Genomic DNA, 15,014 nt, shown 5'->3' with positions numbered 1-15,014 from the left:
GTCCCGTTTGTTACAGCACCCCCACATAGCGGGCCGTAAATTGCGGGAAATCGCACAGCCAGATAGCGGCCCAAGCGCTGGAGCGACCGGAAATGGCGAGGTTGGAGGCTGGCACGCTTTATGCCCAAAGAGCCCGGTACTTGTTTGAACCAGCCAACTTATCGCCTTGCAACATGGAGACCTCAAACCATGAACGCCCCAGTCAAACTGGAATCACGCTCTGCCGCCGTCCACGCCCGTCTTGATCACCCGGTGATCGATACCGATGTTCATACCAACGACTACACACCCGCGCTGGAAGACTACGTCGCGCAATACGGCGGCAGCGCGCTGGTGGATGAATTCCGCCGGGCGAGCCTGGAGCGCACGCGTTCCGAGAGCAATGGCAAGGACTGGTTCAACCAGACAGAACAACAGCGCCGCGACAACCGTACTTTCCGCCAGCCGTGGTGGGCGCGGGTCACGCGCAATACCTACGATGTCGCGACTTACCACTTGCCAGAGCTGCTGTACCAGCGCCAGGCCGAGCAAGGTTCGGATTACTCGATCCTGTTCCCCAACAATGTGTTGTCGCCGCTGGCCGCGCGCAGCGATGACGCCCGCCGCACCTTGCAACGCGCCATCAACCACTATCACGCCGATCTGTATCGCCCTTATGCCGACCGACTGACGCCGGTTGCGGGTATTCCGCTGCATACGCCACAAGAAGGGCTGGATGAACTCGACTTTGCCATCAACACACTGGGTTTGAAGGTTATCAATATCTCTGGTGGTGTGCGGCGCCCGATCAAGGCGGTGCAAGATCAACTGAGTGCCGAAGACTTCAAAAAGGTCGCCAAATACGCCTCCTACATTGATTTTTACGGCCTGGACAGCGAATTTGACTACGACCCGTTCTGGGCCCGCGCGGTGGAGCTGGGCGTGCCCGTCACCACGCATTACGGCAGTCAGGGTTGGGTGGGGCGCAATTCGATCAGCAACTACATGAACAACCATATCGGCCATTTTGCCGATGCCTCCGAAGCCTTTGCCAAAGCGCTGTTCTTTGGTGGCGTAACCCGGCGCTTTCCCAAGCTGCGCGTGGGTTTGCTGGAAGGCGGTGCGGACTGGGGCGCCCGCGTGTTTACACATCTGGTGGATCGCTGGCACAAACGCAATCCGGAAGGTCTGCGCAATTACGATCCGGCTGAATTGAACCGCGACTTGCTGGTGAAACTGTTTGAACAATATGGTGGTGATCTGACCAAGGGCCGCTCGCTGGACCCGGAAACCCTGGTCCGCGATACCTTGGGCGCGCGCTATACGCTGGATGCCCAGCAACCTGGCCCAGAGCAGCGCAACGATTTTGCCGCCGCAGGTATTGAGAGTGTGGAAGATATCAAGTCACGCTGGGTGGATAACTTCTTCTTTGGGTCAGAAGCAGATGACCGAACCGTCGCGCACGCCTTCAACGAAAAAGCCAACCCGCTGGGGGTCAAGGTCAATGCCATCTACTCGTCCGACGTCGGCCACTGGGATGTGCCTGATCTGACCGAGGCACTGGCTGAAAGCTGGGACCTGGTAGAAGAACAGGTGATCACTGAAGCCGACTTCAAAAAGCTGGTGTTCGAGAACCCATACAAGCTTTACACCGAAGCCAAGGCAGACTTTTTCAAAGGCACCGAAGTCGAAAAGAAGCTGGCACACCGCTAAGCCGCGCAGCGCCCTGCCCCGTCAAATATCGCTGGCCACGCTGCCCGATGCCGTGTGGCCAGACTCTGGAGATACGCATGACTATTGAACACTACAGCCACACCTTTAGCCGGGCGACATTGCCTTATTTATTTGCCCGCCCGGCTTCACCGTCCACACGCGCACCGCTGGTGGTGTTTTTACATGGCGCCAAAGATCGCGGCAATGATCTGGGCAAACTGCTGACATGGGGCTTCCCCAAATTTGTCGCCACACAGACCGCCCTGCCGTATTACTGGCTGGCACTGCAGATTCCTGAAGAAACCACCTGGCCGGACTGGCAGGCAGAATTGCTGGGCTTGATTGATCAACTGGCGCTGCAACATGCAATCCGCCCGGAACAAGTTGTGTTGAGCGGCTTTAGCCTGGGTTCGGCGGGCGCGTGGCAAATTGCCAGCGAGCACCCCGAGCGCTTTGCCGGTCTGGTGGTCGTCTCCGGTCGCGTGCCCCAGATTGATCTGTCCCGTCTTGTCGATACGCCGGTGCGGGTGTTTCACGGTGGTCAGGATGACAAGGTGCCGCCAGATCAGTCGGCCAGCGCGGTCGACACACTGCTGGCGTTGGGTGGCAACGCCCAGTTCACCTTGATCCCCGAGGGCGATCATTTCATTGCCGATGAGGTTTACGGCAATGCACAGTTGCAGCAGTGGCTGGCGCAAACTCCGCGCCAGGTCGCGGCGTAAGCCCGAAGACCGCACGAGCCCGCCGCATGCAACCGGCTCGTGCGGCAACAGGCCAAGGTCGGGCTACACGAACCGCGTTGGCGCGTAGCCCGGCCAGAGTTACAGCACTTGCGCCACTTCGGCAAAGTCCAGCCGCGGGCCACGTGGCGTCAGTTCCGCGCGATCACCATAACCCAGGTTGGCCAGCAAAATTGACTTGTAGCGACCATCGGGGAAAAACGCCGCGTCGACAACATCGGGCTTGAAGCCGGACATCGGCCCGACATCCAGCCCCAGAGCCCGGGCGGCCAGAAACAGATACCCGGCTTGTAGCGTGGCGTTGGTGCGGGCCGTGGGTTCAATCCACGCAGGCGCGCCATCAAAAAAGCCTTTGGCGTCATATGCGGGAAACTGGCTGGGTAGATGCTCGTGAAAGCGGGTGTCATAAGCCACGATCACATTCACCGGCGCGGAGAGTGTTTTGTCGCGGTTGCCCGCCGACAAGGCCGGCTCCAGCTGCGCCTTGGCTTGGGCCGAGGCGACGAACAGATAGCGCGCCGGTTGCGCGTTAAACCCGGTCGGGCCCCATTTCAGCAGGTCATACAGTTGCTGCAGCGTGGCCGCCTCCACCGGGCGCTCGGTAAAGCGGTGAATGGAGCGGGCATTGCGAAACAACTGGTCCAGCGCGGTTGATTCAAGCGGTGCAGTCATGGCGTGAGTAGATCCATCGGGTTAAATTGGTCTGACGTCTGGTCTGGTCTGGTCTGGAAAACAAACGCTTACGCAAAAGAAACATCCGGGTCGAGCGGCGGCTCCAACTCCGGATCCACCGCCGGCAAAATGATGCGCACTGTCGACGTGGACTGCGCTTGCGAGCCCGTAGCTTGTTTTTCTGGTCGCAGCAGGGTTTCGCCATCCGGACTGTCGGAGAGGAAACCGTCCGACTGCTTGCTCCACAGGCGGAAATACGCGCCTTTACGGGCCAGCAATTCGGCGTGGGCGCCATCTTCAATAACTTTGCCGTTGTCGAAGACCAGGATGCGATCCAGATGGGCAATGGTCGACAAGCGATGCGCCACCACCAGGACGGTTTTGCCTTTCATGACATCGTCCAGCGTGTCCTGAATGGCTTTTTCGGTAATGGAATCGAGACTGGAAGTGGCTTCATCCAGAATCAGAATCGGTGCGTCTTTCAAAATGACGCGGGCAATGGCGATGCGCTGACGTTGCCCGCCGGATAGTTTGACGCCGCGCTCGCCCACCATCGCGTCATAGCCCTCGTTCATTTGCTGAATGAAATCGTGGGCGTGGGCTTTGCGGGCGGCCTCGATCACCTCATCGTCAGTGGCTTCAAGACGCCCATAACGGATGTTTTCGCGCAGGGTGCGGTGAAACAACGTGGGGTCTTGCGGGATCAGGCTCAGCTGTTCATGCAATGTGTCTTGCCCCAGCGTGCTGATATCCACATCATCAATCAGGATCTGGCCGCCGTTGACGTCATACAGGCGCAGCAACGTGCTGACAAAGGTGGATTTGCCCGACCCGGAAAATCCGACCAGCCCGACCCGCTGCCCCGCCGGTATTTTCAAACTGAGTTGCTCGAACACCGGGCGCTCCGGGCCGTAGCTGAAGTTGACGTTTCTAAACTCGATCTCGCCGCGCTCAATGACCAGCGGCCGCACTGCGGGAGCATCGATCAATTCGTGCGGGCGCACGATGGTGTGCACGCCGTTCGCGACGTTGCCCACGTATTCAAAGAACTCCAGAAAACGTCGGCTCAGATTGCGTGCTTCGTTGATGATCAACAACGCCAGGCTGACTGCCATGACGAAATCGCCCACGCTGATCTCACCGCGACTCCATAGCTCCAGTCCGTAATACAGCACACCAATCTTGAGGACGGCCGACGCTGAAAACTGAAACCAGCGCACCCGTTCCGAATAACCGTTGGAGACCCGGATGGCGCGCATTTCATGGGTCAGCGTTTCTTCCAGATGGCCACGCTCGAACCCCAGCCGGGCAAACAGCCGGGCACTGGTCAGATTGGAGACCGAATCCACCACCTGGCCGGTGGTTTCACTGCGAGCCGAAGCCGCCTTGAACGCATGCGGCTGACAGCGCCGGGCCAGCGTCCAGGAAATGCCGATGAACAACACCGCCCAGATACCCACAAATGCGGCCAGTTGCACGTGAGTGTGGGCCAGCAACAGGATCGACACGCTGAACACGATAAAAATGGGCCAGAACTCGGTAATGATCGACCACAAAGTCTGTGTGACGCCCATGGATGTTTCGCTGATGCGGTGGGCCAGCGCGCCCGCAAAGTTATTGCTGAAATAGCGATGCGAGTGGTACTGCAGGTAGTGATACAGCGAGCGGGTGACGTTCTGCCGCTGGCGTGGCCCCAGCCGGATCTGGATGCCGCCGGCGATCCGGCCAAACAATACTTCACCCAGCGAGAGCCCGACATACAACGTCAAGGGTGTGGTCAGACTGGCGACCACGGCGTGTGCATTGCCGTGGGCCATGGTCACCGCTTTGATGATGCGGCTCAAGGCGTACGGAATCAGGATGCCACAGGTGGCGTTGGCGGTTTCAAACAGCACCATGCCCAGATACCACCAACGGTAACGCGCCACAAAATGCAGAATGAAACGAAAGGGGCGATCGGGCAGCGGCGGCGTGCCGGGCGCACGCTGCAAAACGGTCGAAATAGTCATGAGAGCCCAAAACAAAAGAAGGCGAGTGTTGGCGTCTTGCCCACACCCGCCGGTAGATTGAGACCCGCGCTTACCAGGCGAAATGCCAGTCGGTGAACGTCGTTGGTTCCGGCGCTTGCAGGGCGATGTCCGCGCGCTTGCCGTCACCGAACTCCAGCAGTACGTCTTCCTTGATGGCAGCAAATTCATAGCTGCCACGATCTCGCGGATGCGCTAACGGCACGTCCACAATGCGCTTGATGCGGCCCGGCTTGGGTTGCATCACCACAATGCGGTCGCCCAGATATACGGCTTCTTCTACATCGTGCGTAACCAGAATCATGGTGATGCCTTCTTGCTGCCAGATGCGCTGCAATTCTTGCTGCAGATAATTGCGGGTCAGCGCATCCAGCGCGCCAAACGGTTCGTCCAGCAACAACACCTCGGGCCGGTTAACCAGCGCGCGGGCAATGGCTACGCGCTGACTCATGCCGCCGGATAACTGATACGGATACGCCGTTTCAAAGCCTTGCAGACCTACCAGATCAATGTGCTCCTGCACCGCTTTTTTGCGCGCAGCGGCCGACTGGTTGGCGTTCAGCAAACCCAGTCCAACGTTCTGTTCTACGGTCAGCCACGGAAACAGCCGGTGTTCCTGAAACACGATGCCGCGATCCAGGCTGGTGCCGACAATGCGCTTGCCATCCAGCACGATCTCGCCCTGGTAGTCTTGCTCCAGGCCGATGATCAGCCGCAACAGGGTTGATTTGCCGCATCCGCTGGTGCCGACAATGCTGACGAATTCGCCCGGTTTGATCGACAACGACACGTTATCCAGAACGTTTAGCGGTTCGCCGGAAACCTGGTATTGCTTGCCCAGATTACGGATATCCAGGGTTGCTGCATGTGCCATGGCGTGCTCCTGATAAATTGGGCTGGCTACTCGCCAGCCACTGAAACATTGGGTGCGGGCGGCATTGGGACGCGCCCGCAAAAGAGTGTCGAAAACGTCGCAGGTCGCCGGTTCAGCGACGCTGCCAGCGCAGCAGGTGTTGTTCGATACGGCTGGCCACCACGGCAAAGCCGTAGCCCACCAAGCCAACCACCAGCACGCCGAGCACGACGTAATCCATGAGGAAATGCTCTTGGCCATCGGTCAGCAAATTGCCGATACCTCGGCCAGAGGTCAGCAGGTATTCCGCACCCAGCGTGGCTAGCCAGGCAAAGATCAGCGACAGGTAAATACCGCTGAACACCGACGGCAACGCCGCTGGCAGCACCACGCGCCACACCAATTGCAGGCGGTTGTAGGCAAAGACCCGCGCCACTTCGACCAGCTCACGCGACACACCGCGCACACCCTCAAAAGTATTGAGAAAAGACGGCCAAAAGGCGGCAAGCGCAATGAACGCGATCTTGGCCGGGTCACCCAGCCCAAACCACAGCGAGATCAGCGGCACCCAGGCAAAAATCGACACTTGTTTGAAGGCATGAAAGGTCGGTGCGATCAGGTTTTCCAGCAAGCGCGACAATCCCAGCACCGTGCCCAATGCCACACCCGCCAGCGTGCCCAGGGCAAAGCCCGCCAGATCACGCAACAGACTGGCGCCCAGCGCCTGCCACAGCTCACCGGTGCTCGACAGTTGCCATGCGGTCGCCAGCACTTTGCCGGGTGCGACAAACAGCGGATTGGTTATGCGCCCGGAAGCAAACAGCGCCCACCACGCCAGCAGTAATGCCAGCGGAAGAACCCAGCCCCGTAAAGCCCGGGGGACGTTGGCCGGGTGCAGGTATTGCCACCACGAGCGTGGCGCTGCCGGGAAAGTCAGGTTGGCCATAGCGGTTCCTCAGGCAATTTCAAAAGGCATTGCTGCGCCAGCGCAGCAGCCGGGTTTCGATCAGCGCCAGCACTTTATCCAGCGCAAAGCCGACACTGCCCACCACGATGACTGCCGCCAGCACCACATCCAGCTGATACAACTGGCGGCCATAAACGATCAGGAATCCCAACCCTTCGCTGGAAGCCAGTAACTCCACCGCCACCAGCGCCAGCCAGGCGTGGGTCAGGCCGTAGCGGATACCGCTCCAGATACCCGGCAACGCGGCGGGCAGCACCACTTTGCTGAGCCACTGCCAGCGGTTGAAGCGAAAGATGCGCGCGACTTCCAGATACTGTGGCGGCACGTTGCGGATGCCCTGATCGGTATTGAGCGCCACCGGCACCATCACCGATTTGGCGACCAGCACCACCTTCAGTCCCTCATCCAGCCCCAGCAGCAAAATCAGGAATGGCAACCAGCCCAGAATCGGCACTTGGGCGATGGCGCGAAACAGCGGATAGCAGTAATCCCGGGATGTGGGCGAAAGGCCAAAGCCGATCCCCAGCAACAATCCCAGACTGGCACCGGCGCCAAAGCCATAAAACACGCGCCAGAAGCTGATCAGCGCATTGCGACTCAGTTCACCGCTGGCAAACAGGTCTTGCAGCGTGGACAACACGACCGTGGGCGCAGGCAGTATCTGCGGCGCCACCCATTGGTAGCGGGCGGCCAGGGTCCACAACAGCAGCAAAGCCAGTGGAAACGGCAAGGCCAGCAGCACCTGCCCAACGCGCCCCGTTGGCCAGCGCAGGCGACGGCGCGCAGGCAAAGCGGCTCGCGGCGGCGCGATGCTGGACTTGGCTGCAGCTGACAAATGCAGGAGCGGGGTTTCGGTCACCATGGGATGTCCTGGCAAGCTCATTGCGCGGCCAGCTTGCGGCCGCTGGCATCCAGTTGCGGCCAGAAGCCGCTCAACTGGCTCTGTTGCAGGGCGGCATCAAGGAAAGACGTATCGGCCCACTGTTTGACATCTACCCGGTTGCGGGCCAGCTTGAGCCGAACGGCTTCGTCGGCGACGTTCTGATACAGCGTCAGCGTGTAGTTGCTCAGCAAGGGGCTGGCCAGCAATAGCGGGTCTTCGCCTGCCAGATCTTCGCGCAGGATTTTTTCCGGATAGCCCATACGCGCCAGCAAGGCGAGGTACTGATCCTGGTTGGCCGGATCAGCCAGCCAGCGATGGGCTTGCAGCAGGCTCTTGAGCACGCGGGTCGTGGTTTGCGGATAACGGCGGGCGAAGTCGTCGGTGACCAGGAGCCCCGCCTGGCATGCAAATGCCGCATTTTCGTGGTCGCTGAATACAATGCGCGCCAGGCCTTTTTCTCGCAGGGGCAGAATCTGCAGCCACGAGAACACAGCGTCCACACCATGACTGCTCAAGGCCGGTCCCAAGCCTTCAACCGACAGATTGGTCACCCGCAGATCGCGCTCGGACAATCCGTTGGCCGCGAGGATGCGGTCTACCGGCATCTGGATATTGGTGCCGATAGAGAACCCCACCCGCTTGCCTTTGAGGTCCTTCACGCTTTTGATGGGTGAGTCTGGCGGTACAGCCAGATACACGTGCTGGCGTGTGCCGGACAACGCAATCAGCCGGGTTTTCAGCCCACCAGCGCGCCCCACAATCGATGGCAGATCACCCTGGAAAGCGAAATCCAGCTGGTCATTGGTGAGGGCTTCATTCACCGCCGGGCCGGCGCCGCGAAAGAACACCCAGTCAATTTTGACGCCTTCTTTTTTGAATTCCTGCTCCAGAAACCCTTTGGTATAAGCCACGCCGACCGGCCCGACCGTATACGCCGGTGGTGAACCGAACTGCGGCGAGGCGATGCCGATATGGATGATCTTGGGTGGCGCTTCAGCCTGGGCACTGGCCAGCGTCGCAACCGTCACGGCGGCGAGCGCCACTCGTTGCAGCGCAAAGTGCAAACGATGAAAACTGAACATGAACAGATCCTTGAATTGAATGAACATAGAAACGGCTCAGTGCGCCGGGCCACGCCAGACCAGCAAACGCGCTTCCAGCTTTTGCGCCAGCCGGTTCAGTGCGTAGCCGGTCAGGCCGATGATCAACATGCCGACGATGATCACATCCACGCGAAAAGCGGCCCGGCCACGAATCACGGTGGCGCCCACGCCGGTCGCATCAAAACTGGGCAACAGGAACTCGGCGCCGATGGTGGCCAGCCAGGCGTAAATCAGCGCCAGATGCAGTCCGTTGAGAATCTGCGGTGAGGCCGCTGGCAAAATCAGTCGGGTAAGGCTTTGCCAGTAACTGAAGCGGTAAACGCGGGCGACCTCCAGCTGCGCACGCGTCACGCTGCGGATGCCTTCATGCGTCGCCAGAACTACCGGGTAAAAAGCAGCGACGGCAATGAAGAACACGCGGGCCGCATCGGTGTAGCCCAGCCAGATCGAGATCAGCGGAATCCACGCAAACAGCGAAATCTGCCGCAGCGTGTGAAACGTCGGCCCGAGCAAGCGATCTGCCCAGCGCGACACCCCCAGCAATACACCCAGGGCCACACCGGCGGCGCTGCCCAGAACAAATCCACCCAAGTCCCGAGCCAGGCTAGCCCCGAACGCGTGGGCAAAGCCGTTGGCACTGACCTCATGCCAGCCCGCCTGCGCCACCGCCCACGGGCTGACGATCAGCTTGGGGTTCACCCAACCGAGCGTACTGGCCAGTTGCCACAGCGCCACGAAGAGCAGCGGTGCTACCAGCGCACGCCAATCGCGAGTGCTGATCCAGTGGCCAGGTTTAAACAGAAGCGATGCGCTCATTGCCGTGTTCCCATCATTTTTTTGTTACTTGCCATTACCGGCAAAACGGTCAGAAGGCGTTGCGCCGCCAGCGCTGCAGCCGCAATTCAACCAGCGCCAGCAAGCGATCCAGCAGCACGCCAATCACCCCGATCAGGATCATCGCCACCACTACCAGATCCAGTTGCAGCAACTGGCGTCCCCACACCATCAGGTATCCCACGCCCTCGCCCGCAGCCAACAACTCCACGAACACCAGCGCCAGCCAAGCCTGCATGACCGCCTGGCGCAAGCCGCCAAATAGCGTCGGCAACGCGGCGGGCCACACTACTTTGGCCAGCACCTGCGGCAACGAGAACCGGTAGACGCGCGCTACATCGAGCAAGGGGCGCGGCACCTGGGCGATGGCTTTGCTGGTCTGCAAAGTCACCGGCACCACCACTGCCAGCGAAATCGCCAGCACCTTCAGCGGTTCGCCGATGCCCACAAAAATGATCAGCAGCGGAATCCAGCCAATCACCGGAAACTGCGCCAGCACTTCAAAGCTGGGGTACAGCCAGATACGGGCACGCCGGGAGAAACCGAACAAACCGCCCAGCAGCAGCCCCACTCCGCCACCCAGCAACAGACTCCAGCCCACCCGTTTAAGGCTGATGGCCAGATTGGCGGTGAGATCACCACTCTGATACAGCTCGATGAACGAACTGAACACCAACGCTGGCGACGGCAGCAGTTGCTCTGGTAACCAGTGCTGGCTGGCGGCGTGCTGCCACAGCGCCAGCAACAACAGCGGCACGATGGCGCCAGTCAGCGCGTAACCGATCCGGCTCAACCACACCGCAATCGCTGGATTGATGCGGGTGGCCTGCCGGACGGGCAATGGCGTGGACAAAGGATGAGAAGCGGCAGGCATCTAAAACAACTCCAGTGGGTCTACAAGCCCGCCGCCTTTGCGGACGGCGGGCATATGGCTACTTCTTGACGTTGCCGTTGGCGTCGTACTCATCCCAGTTGTGCTCCAGGTGTTGCTCCTTGAGCGCTTCGTTCAGGTACTTGGGTTCGATCCAGCCATCCAGACTGACGTCATGGCGAATCAGCTTGTAGCGTTTGGCTTCGTTCACCGCTTTTTGCAGCGTGGCGCGGTAGTAGTCGTCCAGCAGCGGGTTGTTCAGTTCTTTGAGCTGGTAGCTCTGATAGTTCTTCACAAAGTCGCCGTAACCCGTGTTCCCAGACTGCGCCCACTGGTGAAACAGCTTGTCGCGATTGGCTTCGTCCGATGTCCATTGCGCGGTGCGTACCAGCACATTGACCACGCGCTGTACGATTTGCGGATACTTCTTTTCGAAGTCTTCGCTCACCCAGAACGAACCGACCGAGGTGATCTTCGGATCACGCTGGATGGTGGTAATGCGCTTGGCAATACCACGAGCTTCCAGATCCCACGGCGAGATGATGGTGCCGTCGATGGTCTTGGTCGCCAGCGATGCCTTCTGGTTGTCGGCGTTCTGGGTGAGGATGGTGAAGTCTTTTTCAGTCAGTCCATTGGCTTCCAGCAGACGGTCCAGTACCAGCTGGTTGGCCGTGCCCTTGAAGGTCGAAAGCGTTTTGCCTTTCAGGTCAGCCAGCGTTTTGGCCTGGGAGTCGCTCGGCGCCACCAGGTACACCGGGCCGAAGCGGGGACCGCCCAGAATGATGTGATGCTTGATACCGGTTGAACGCCCCACAATCAGCGGCAAGTCGCCGTGATAAGCAAAATCCACCAGACCGTTGGCGGCCTGCTCGTTAACTGCTGGGCCAGCGCCGGGAAAGAAGGTCCACTGCACCTTGATGCCGTCAGCTTTGAATTCTTTTTCCAGCGCGCCCAGATAATTGGCTGAGGCGTACGTATTGCTATCACCCAATGGCCGTCCGCCGGTACCTGCGCCCGGATAAGCAATGCGGATGACCGTGGGTTTGTCTTCGGCATGAGCCGGAGCGATGGCGGTCAAAGCCAGTGCCAGCGCAGCCAGCGTGCCGTTCATGGCCTGTAAAAAGCGTGCTTTCATGGTGATGTCCTGTGGGTCTGTTTTTGTCATTTGAGAAGGTCGCAAGGTCAGAACCCGAACTGGAACTGGGCCAGCAATTCGGAGATATCCGACTTGGTCGCCGGGTTGGCGATCACAGCGTTCTCATACAGATAGCGGTTAAAGTTCAGCTGGAACTTGGTGGTCTGGGCGAAGAACACATTCAGGCCCACTGTGGCGATAGTGGACTTGGCGCTCTTGCTGGTCGGCAGGCCGGTGTTGGGGTTCCATTGATCCCAGCGCACGAAGGTCTGGTAGGACTTCGGCCAGTAATCGTCGTATTTGGCCTGGGTTTTAGAGCTGTTCAGGAACTGCTCACCCCACGTATAGAACGCAGTGAAGGTGTTGCTGGTACCTTTGGTGCCTACCTTGCCCACACCACCGATCCGGTCCTTGTTCTCGGCCTGCACGTATTCATAGGTCGCGCCAAACGGGAAGTGGTTGTAGTACAGGTCAAACCCGTACATGTGGTCGTAACCCAGCGGGTTCACGGCAGTGGAACCATTTTGCAGGCTCAAGCCACCCTGGTAATACGAGGTGCCAACCTTCAGTTCCCGCAGCCAGCTGTTGTAATCCACTGGCAGCGTGTACGTTGCCCGAGCTACGAAGCCCTTGTTGTTGTTGTTGTCCTGCACGTTGGGGCCGCTACCGTTCACGACACCCGCCGCGTATTCAAACAACGGCGCGCGGTAGGTGGAGGCGTAATCGACGTTGGGGGCGATGTCACCACGGGCGACCAGGCCGATCTGGCGGAAACCCAGGCCCGTGCCATTAAGGAACTGCGCATTGTTGATCACCGGACGCAACGATTCATCCGTCTGGATTTCCAGCCCGAATGGCAACAGTTGCTGACCCAGGGTCAGGTTGAAAATCGGGTTTTCCAGATCGCCACCGCTGGCCACGGGGCTATAGCGCAGATAGGCATCCTGCACATTGAAATAGGCATTGGCTGAGGGCGGCGAGCTTTGGGCATAACCCAGTTGCAAGCGGTAATCCAGATTGCGGCCTTCTTTGTAATCCTTGTACAAACTGCCGGAGAACGAGACCAGCGCCAGCGGAATGCTAAAACCGGAATTACGAGGTGAGGATGGTGAAGCCGCGCCGCCACTCACTGCTGGTGTCTCGGCGGCATAACGAGCCTGGATAGTGCCGTTGATATTGGTGTTGCGCAGCGTCAGCGCCTGCGCGGTGTCGTGATCGTGCTGTTGCTGATACTTGTAGTTTTCCAGGTCGGCACGCAGCCCGTCGATGTCTTGTCTGGAAGCGACCTGATTGGCTGGATCACTCTCTGCCGTGGGCGCTGGCACGGTGCCAGTATCAGCGGCGGCAGCGGCAGTGGTGGCGGCTTGCGGTTTGGCGGTTGCTGCTGCCTGGTTTTGCGCCCGCAGTTGTTGCGTCAGGCTTTCCACGGTTTTTTGCAGCGACTGAATCTGTTTTTCCAGTTCTTCATTGGAAGGCGCGGCGTGACTGACCCCGGCCAGGGCCAACAAACCAGCCCCCAACAACAGTTTTTTTCTTTGTTTTTTTGCGAATTGCATGCTCAGCATTTCCCTTGTGTAAGTCAGCACGGCTTTTGCTGCCGCATCCTGTTTGATCCACGCCCCCGGCTTTTTCCCCACCTGTCTGCAACCCGCGGCCAAGCCGCAAAGTGAGGACTGGCCTGCATAGCCGACGGCTGCGCAAAGTACAGTGGGTCGTTGCTGGCATACGTCCTGCCAGTCGCAAACTGATTGCTGTATCCATCGCGATACTCCTGGGTGAAGCCCGCTGGTTCAGGGCTCAGCCACTTATAAGCAGAGTTCGTGCCAAACCATGTTTTATAGAAAAATTGGGAATATAAGAGCTAACGAGAAGCCACGGGCTGTGGCAAAAGCGGCAGGGTGTGAGACGGACTGTGGCAAATCGCACAGCAACCTGAGCTGGTCGCCATTGCGGCCCCGGTGATCAAGCTCAGGTGGCGGGAAGGTGCTGATTTGCGGTGTGAGAAGCGCTGATGGGCAGGATTAACCGCAACGGTTTGCAGCCCTGCTCCAGAAAAAAAATGGGCGACCCTGAGGCCGCCCATTGCGATATGACTTACAACTGCGATTGGCTCAACGCCCGGATTTCAAATCTGCCCACATGCGGTTTTCAAGGCGGCGGATATCTGGCGGCAAACCCTTCAGCGGATACAACGTTTTCATGACGTCATCACCCGGATAAATCATCGGATTACTGCGGATCTCGGCCCGGACAAATTTGTCGGCAGCCTGGTTGGCATTGGGATAAAACACTTCGTTGGTAATGGCGGCTTGTACTTCGGGGCGCATGATGTAGTTCATCCATTCAAAGGCCGCTTCAGCGTGTGGCGCGCCTTTGGGAATAGCCATCAAGTCAAACCAGACTGGCGCCCCGCCTTTGGGAATGAAGTATTTCAATTCGAACGCCTTCTTGGCCTCCGTTGCCCGGTGGCTGGCCATCATCACATCGCCCGACCAGGACAAGGCAAAACAGACATCGCCTCCCGCCAGGTCATTGATGTAGCCAAAGCCGCTGAACTGGGCGATATAGGGCCGTACCTTTTTGAGCGTTTCAAATGCGGCTTGATAATCCACCGGATTACGGCTGTTCGGGTCTTTGCCCAGGTAGTTCAGGGCCACCGCAAAAACATCGGCCGGGGAATCAAGCATCGACACGCCACAACCGCGCAGCTTGCTCAGGTATTCCGGTTTGAACAGAATATCCCAGCTATCCAGCGGCGCATCCGGGCCGAGTGCTTTGCGCACGGCGGTCAGGTTATAGGCCAGCCCGGTGGTGCCCCAGGCCCACGGCACGCCGTAGCGATTGCCCGGATCAAACGCCTCCAGCACTTTCATGATGTGCGGGTCCATATTGGCCAGATTGGGCAACTTTGTTTTATCCAGCGGCATATAGATACCGGCTTCAATTTGCTTGCCGATAAAGTTGGAACTGGGCACGACCACGTCGTAGCCGGTGGAACCGGTCAGCAACTTGGTTTGCAGGGTTTCCTCGCTGTCATAAACGTCATAACGCACCTTGGTGCCGGTTTCTTTGGCGAAGTTGGCCACCGTGTCTTTGCCGATGTAGTCGGACCAGTTGTAAAGGTTGAGTTGCTTGTCGGCGGCCAGTGTTGTCGTGGCCGCCAGACAGAAACACGCGGTAATGCCGCATGACTTGAGAAAGGCGCTGTCCATGTTTTTTCCTCGATATCAATTCAAA

The 15,014-nt window shown here is 59.0% G+C and carries 13 protein-coding genes; 2 read left to right on the top strand and 11 right to left on the bottom strand.

Translation table 11 applies throughout. The features are described 5' to 3' along the window. Positions 1-189 precede the first annotated feature (189 nt). Complete coding sequence (locus N7220_RS12635; RefSeq protein WP_283147876.1) at positions 190-1,692, top strand: amidohydrolase family protein; 1,503 nt, start codon at positions 190-192, stop codon at positions 1,690-1,692. 77 nt (positions 1,693-1,769) lie between these two features. Next, the gene (locus N7220_RS12630; RefSeq protein ID WP_283147875.1) at positions 1,770-2,414 is read left to right on the top strand and encodes a carboxylesterase family protein; all 645 of its coding nucleotides are present in this window, start codon (positions 1,770-1,772) and stop codon (positions 2,412-2,414) included. A 99-nt stretch (positions 2,415-2,513) separates the two neighbouring features. Here N7220_RS12630 and N7220_RS12625 read toward each other — a convergent pair whose 3' ends face one another. The 11 genes from N7220_RS12625 to N7220_RS12575 all read right to left on the bottom strand — a co-directional run bounded on the left by N7220_RS12625 (position 2,514) and on the right by N7220_RS12575 (position 14,989). Beyond that, positions 2,514-3,104, bottom strand: coding sequence for a malonic semialdehyde reductase (locus N7220_RS12625; RefSeq protein WP_283147874.1), 591 nt, complete (start codon positions 3,102-3,104; stop codon positions 2,514-2,516). 68 nt (positions 3,105-3,172) lie between these two features. Further along, the gene (locus tag N7220_RS12620; RefSeq protein WP_283147873.1) at positions 3,173-5,113 is read right to left on the bottom strand and encodes an ABC transporter ATP-binding protein; all 1,941 of its coding nucleotides are present in this window, start codon (positions 5,111-5,113) and stop codon (positions 3,173-3,175) included. A 70-nt stretch (positions 5,114-5,183) separates the two neighbouring features. Next, the gene (locus tag N7220_RS12615; RefSeq protein WP_283147872.1) at positions 5,184-6,005 is read right to left on the bottom strand and encodes an ABC transporter ATP-binding protein; all 822 of its coding nucleotides are present in this window, start codon (positions 6,003-6,005) and stop codon (positions 5,184-5,186) included. 112 nt (positions 6,006-6,117) lie between these two features. Further along, on the bottom strand, positions 6,118-6,930 hold the full coding sequence (locus N7220_RS12610) for an ABC transporter permease (protein ID WP_283147871.1): 813 nt from the start codon (positions 6,928-6,930) through the stop codon (positions 6,118-6,120). A 19-nt stretch (positions 6,931-6,949) separates the two neighbouring features. After that, positions 6,950-7,813, bottom strand: coding sequence for an ABC transporter permease (locus N7220_RS12605; protein ID WP_283147870.1), 864 nt, complete (start codon positions 7,811-7,813; stop codon positions 6,950-6,952). 17 nt (positions 7,814-7,830) lie between these two features. Then, positions 7,831-8,916 (bottom strand): ABC transporter substrate-binding protein, encoded by a 1,086-nt coding sequence (locus tag N7220_RS12600; RefSeq protein WP_283147869.1) that lies wholly within the window; start codon positions 8,914-8,916, stop codon positions 7,831-7,833. A 36-nt stretch (positions 8,917-8,952) separates the two neighbouring features. Further along, the gene (locus tag N7220_RS12595) at positions 8,953-9,753 is read right to left on the bottom strand and encodes an ABC transporter permease (RefSeq protein ID WP_283147868.1); all 801 of its coding nucleotides are present in this window, start codon (positions 9,751-9,753) and stop codon (positions 8,953-8,955) included. 49 nt (positions 9,754-9,802) lie between these two features. Beyond that, entirely contained in the window at positions 9,803-10,645 is an 843-nt protein-coding gene (locus N7220_RS12590) for an ABC transporter permease (protein ID WP_283147867.1), read from the bottom strand. A 58-nt stretch (positions 10,646-10,703) separates the two neighbouring features. Beyond that, a complete protein-coding gene (locus N7220_RS12585; protein ID WP_283147866.1) occupies positions 10,704-11,777 on the bottom strand; it encodes an ABC transporter substrate-binding protein in 1,074 nt (357 codons plus the stop codon). A gap of 47 nt (positions 11,778-11,824) precedes the next feature. Further along, the gene (locus N7220_RS12580; RefSeq protein WP_283147865.1) at positions 11,825-13,333 is read right to left on the bottom strand and encodes a porin family protein; all 1,509 of its coding nucleotides are present in this window, start codon (positions 13,331-13,333) and stop codon (positions 11,825-11,827) included. A 555-nt stretch (positions 13,334-13,888) separates the two neighbouring features. Further along, the gene (locus N7220_RS12575; protein WP_283147864.1) at positions 13,889-14,989 is read right to left on the bottom strand and encodes a polyamine ABC transporter substrate-binding protein; all 1,101 of its coding nucleotides are present in this window, start codon (positions 14,987-14,989) and stop codon (positions 13,889-13,891) included. Positions 14,990-15,014: the final 25 nt, after the last annotated feature.

The organism is Silvimonas soli, from assembly GCF_030035605.1.
GTDB classification, from domain to species: domain Bacteria; phylum Pseudomonadota; class Gammaproteobacteria; order Burkholderiales; family Chitinibacteraceae; genus Silvimonas; species Silvimonas soli.
The sequence above is the reverse complement of the archived record's forward strand: the minus strand, read 5'-3'. Positions and strand labels throughout refer to the sequence as shown.

Bases quoted from the DNA above. Each gene is read 5' to 3' on its own strand.
- N7220_RS12615 (WP_283147872.1), bottom strand. From the start codon at position 6,005: ATGGCACATGCAGCAACCCTGGATATCCGTAATCTGGGCAAGCAATAC.
- N7220_RS12575 (WP_283147864.1), bottom strand. From the start codon at position 14,989: ATGGACAGCGCCTTTCTCAAGTCATGCGGCATTACCGCGTGTTTCTGT.
- N7220_RS12630 (WP_283147875.1), top strand. From the start codon at position 1,770: ATGACTATTGAACACTACAGCCACACCTTTAGCCGGGCGACATTGCCT.
- N7220_RS12610 (WP_283147871.1), bottom strand. From the start codon at position 6,930: ATGGCCAACCTGACTTTCCCGGCAGCGCCACGCTCGTGGTGGCAATAC.
- N7220_RS12605 (WP_283147870.1), bottom strand. From the start codon at position 7,813: ATGGTGACCGAAACCCCGCTCCTGCATTTGTCAGCTGCAGCCAAGTCC.
- N7220_RS12580 (WP_283147865.1), bottom strand. From the start codon at position 13,333: ATGCAATTCGCAAAAAAACAAAGAAAAAAACTGTTGTTGGGGGCTGGT.
- N7220_RS12620 (WP_283147873.1), bottom strand. From the start codon at position 5,113: ATGACTATTTCGACCGTTTTGCAGCGTGCGCCCGGCACGCCGCCGCTG.
- N7220_RS12590 (WP_283147867.1), bottom strand. From the start codon at position 10,645: ATGCCTGCCGCTTCTCATCCTTTGTCCACGCCATTGCCCGTCCGGCAG.
- N7220_RS12585 (WP_283147866.1), bottom strand. From the start codon at position 11,777: ATGAAAGCACGCTTTTTACAGGCCATGAACGGCACGCTGGCTGCGCTG.
- N7220_RS12625 (WP_283147874.1), bottom strand. From the start codon at position 3,104: ATGACTGCACCGCTTGAATCAACCGCGCTGGACCAGTTGTTTCGCAAT.
- N7220_RS12635 (WP_283147876.1), top strand. From the start codon at position 190: ATGAACGCCCCAGTCAAACTGGAATCACGCTCTGCCGCCGTCCACGCC.
- N7220_RS12595 (WP_283147868.1), bottom strand. From the start codon at position 9,753: ATGAGCGCATCGCTTCTGTTTAAACCTGGCCACTGGATCAGCACTCGC.
- N7220_RS12600 (WP_283147869.1), bottom strand. From the start codon at position 8,916: ATGTTCAGTTTTCATCGTTTGCACTTTGCGCTGCAACGAGTGGCGCTC.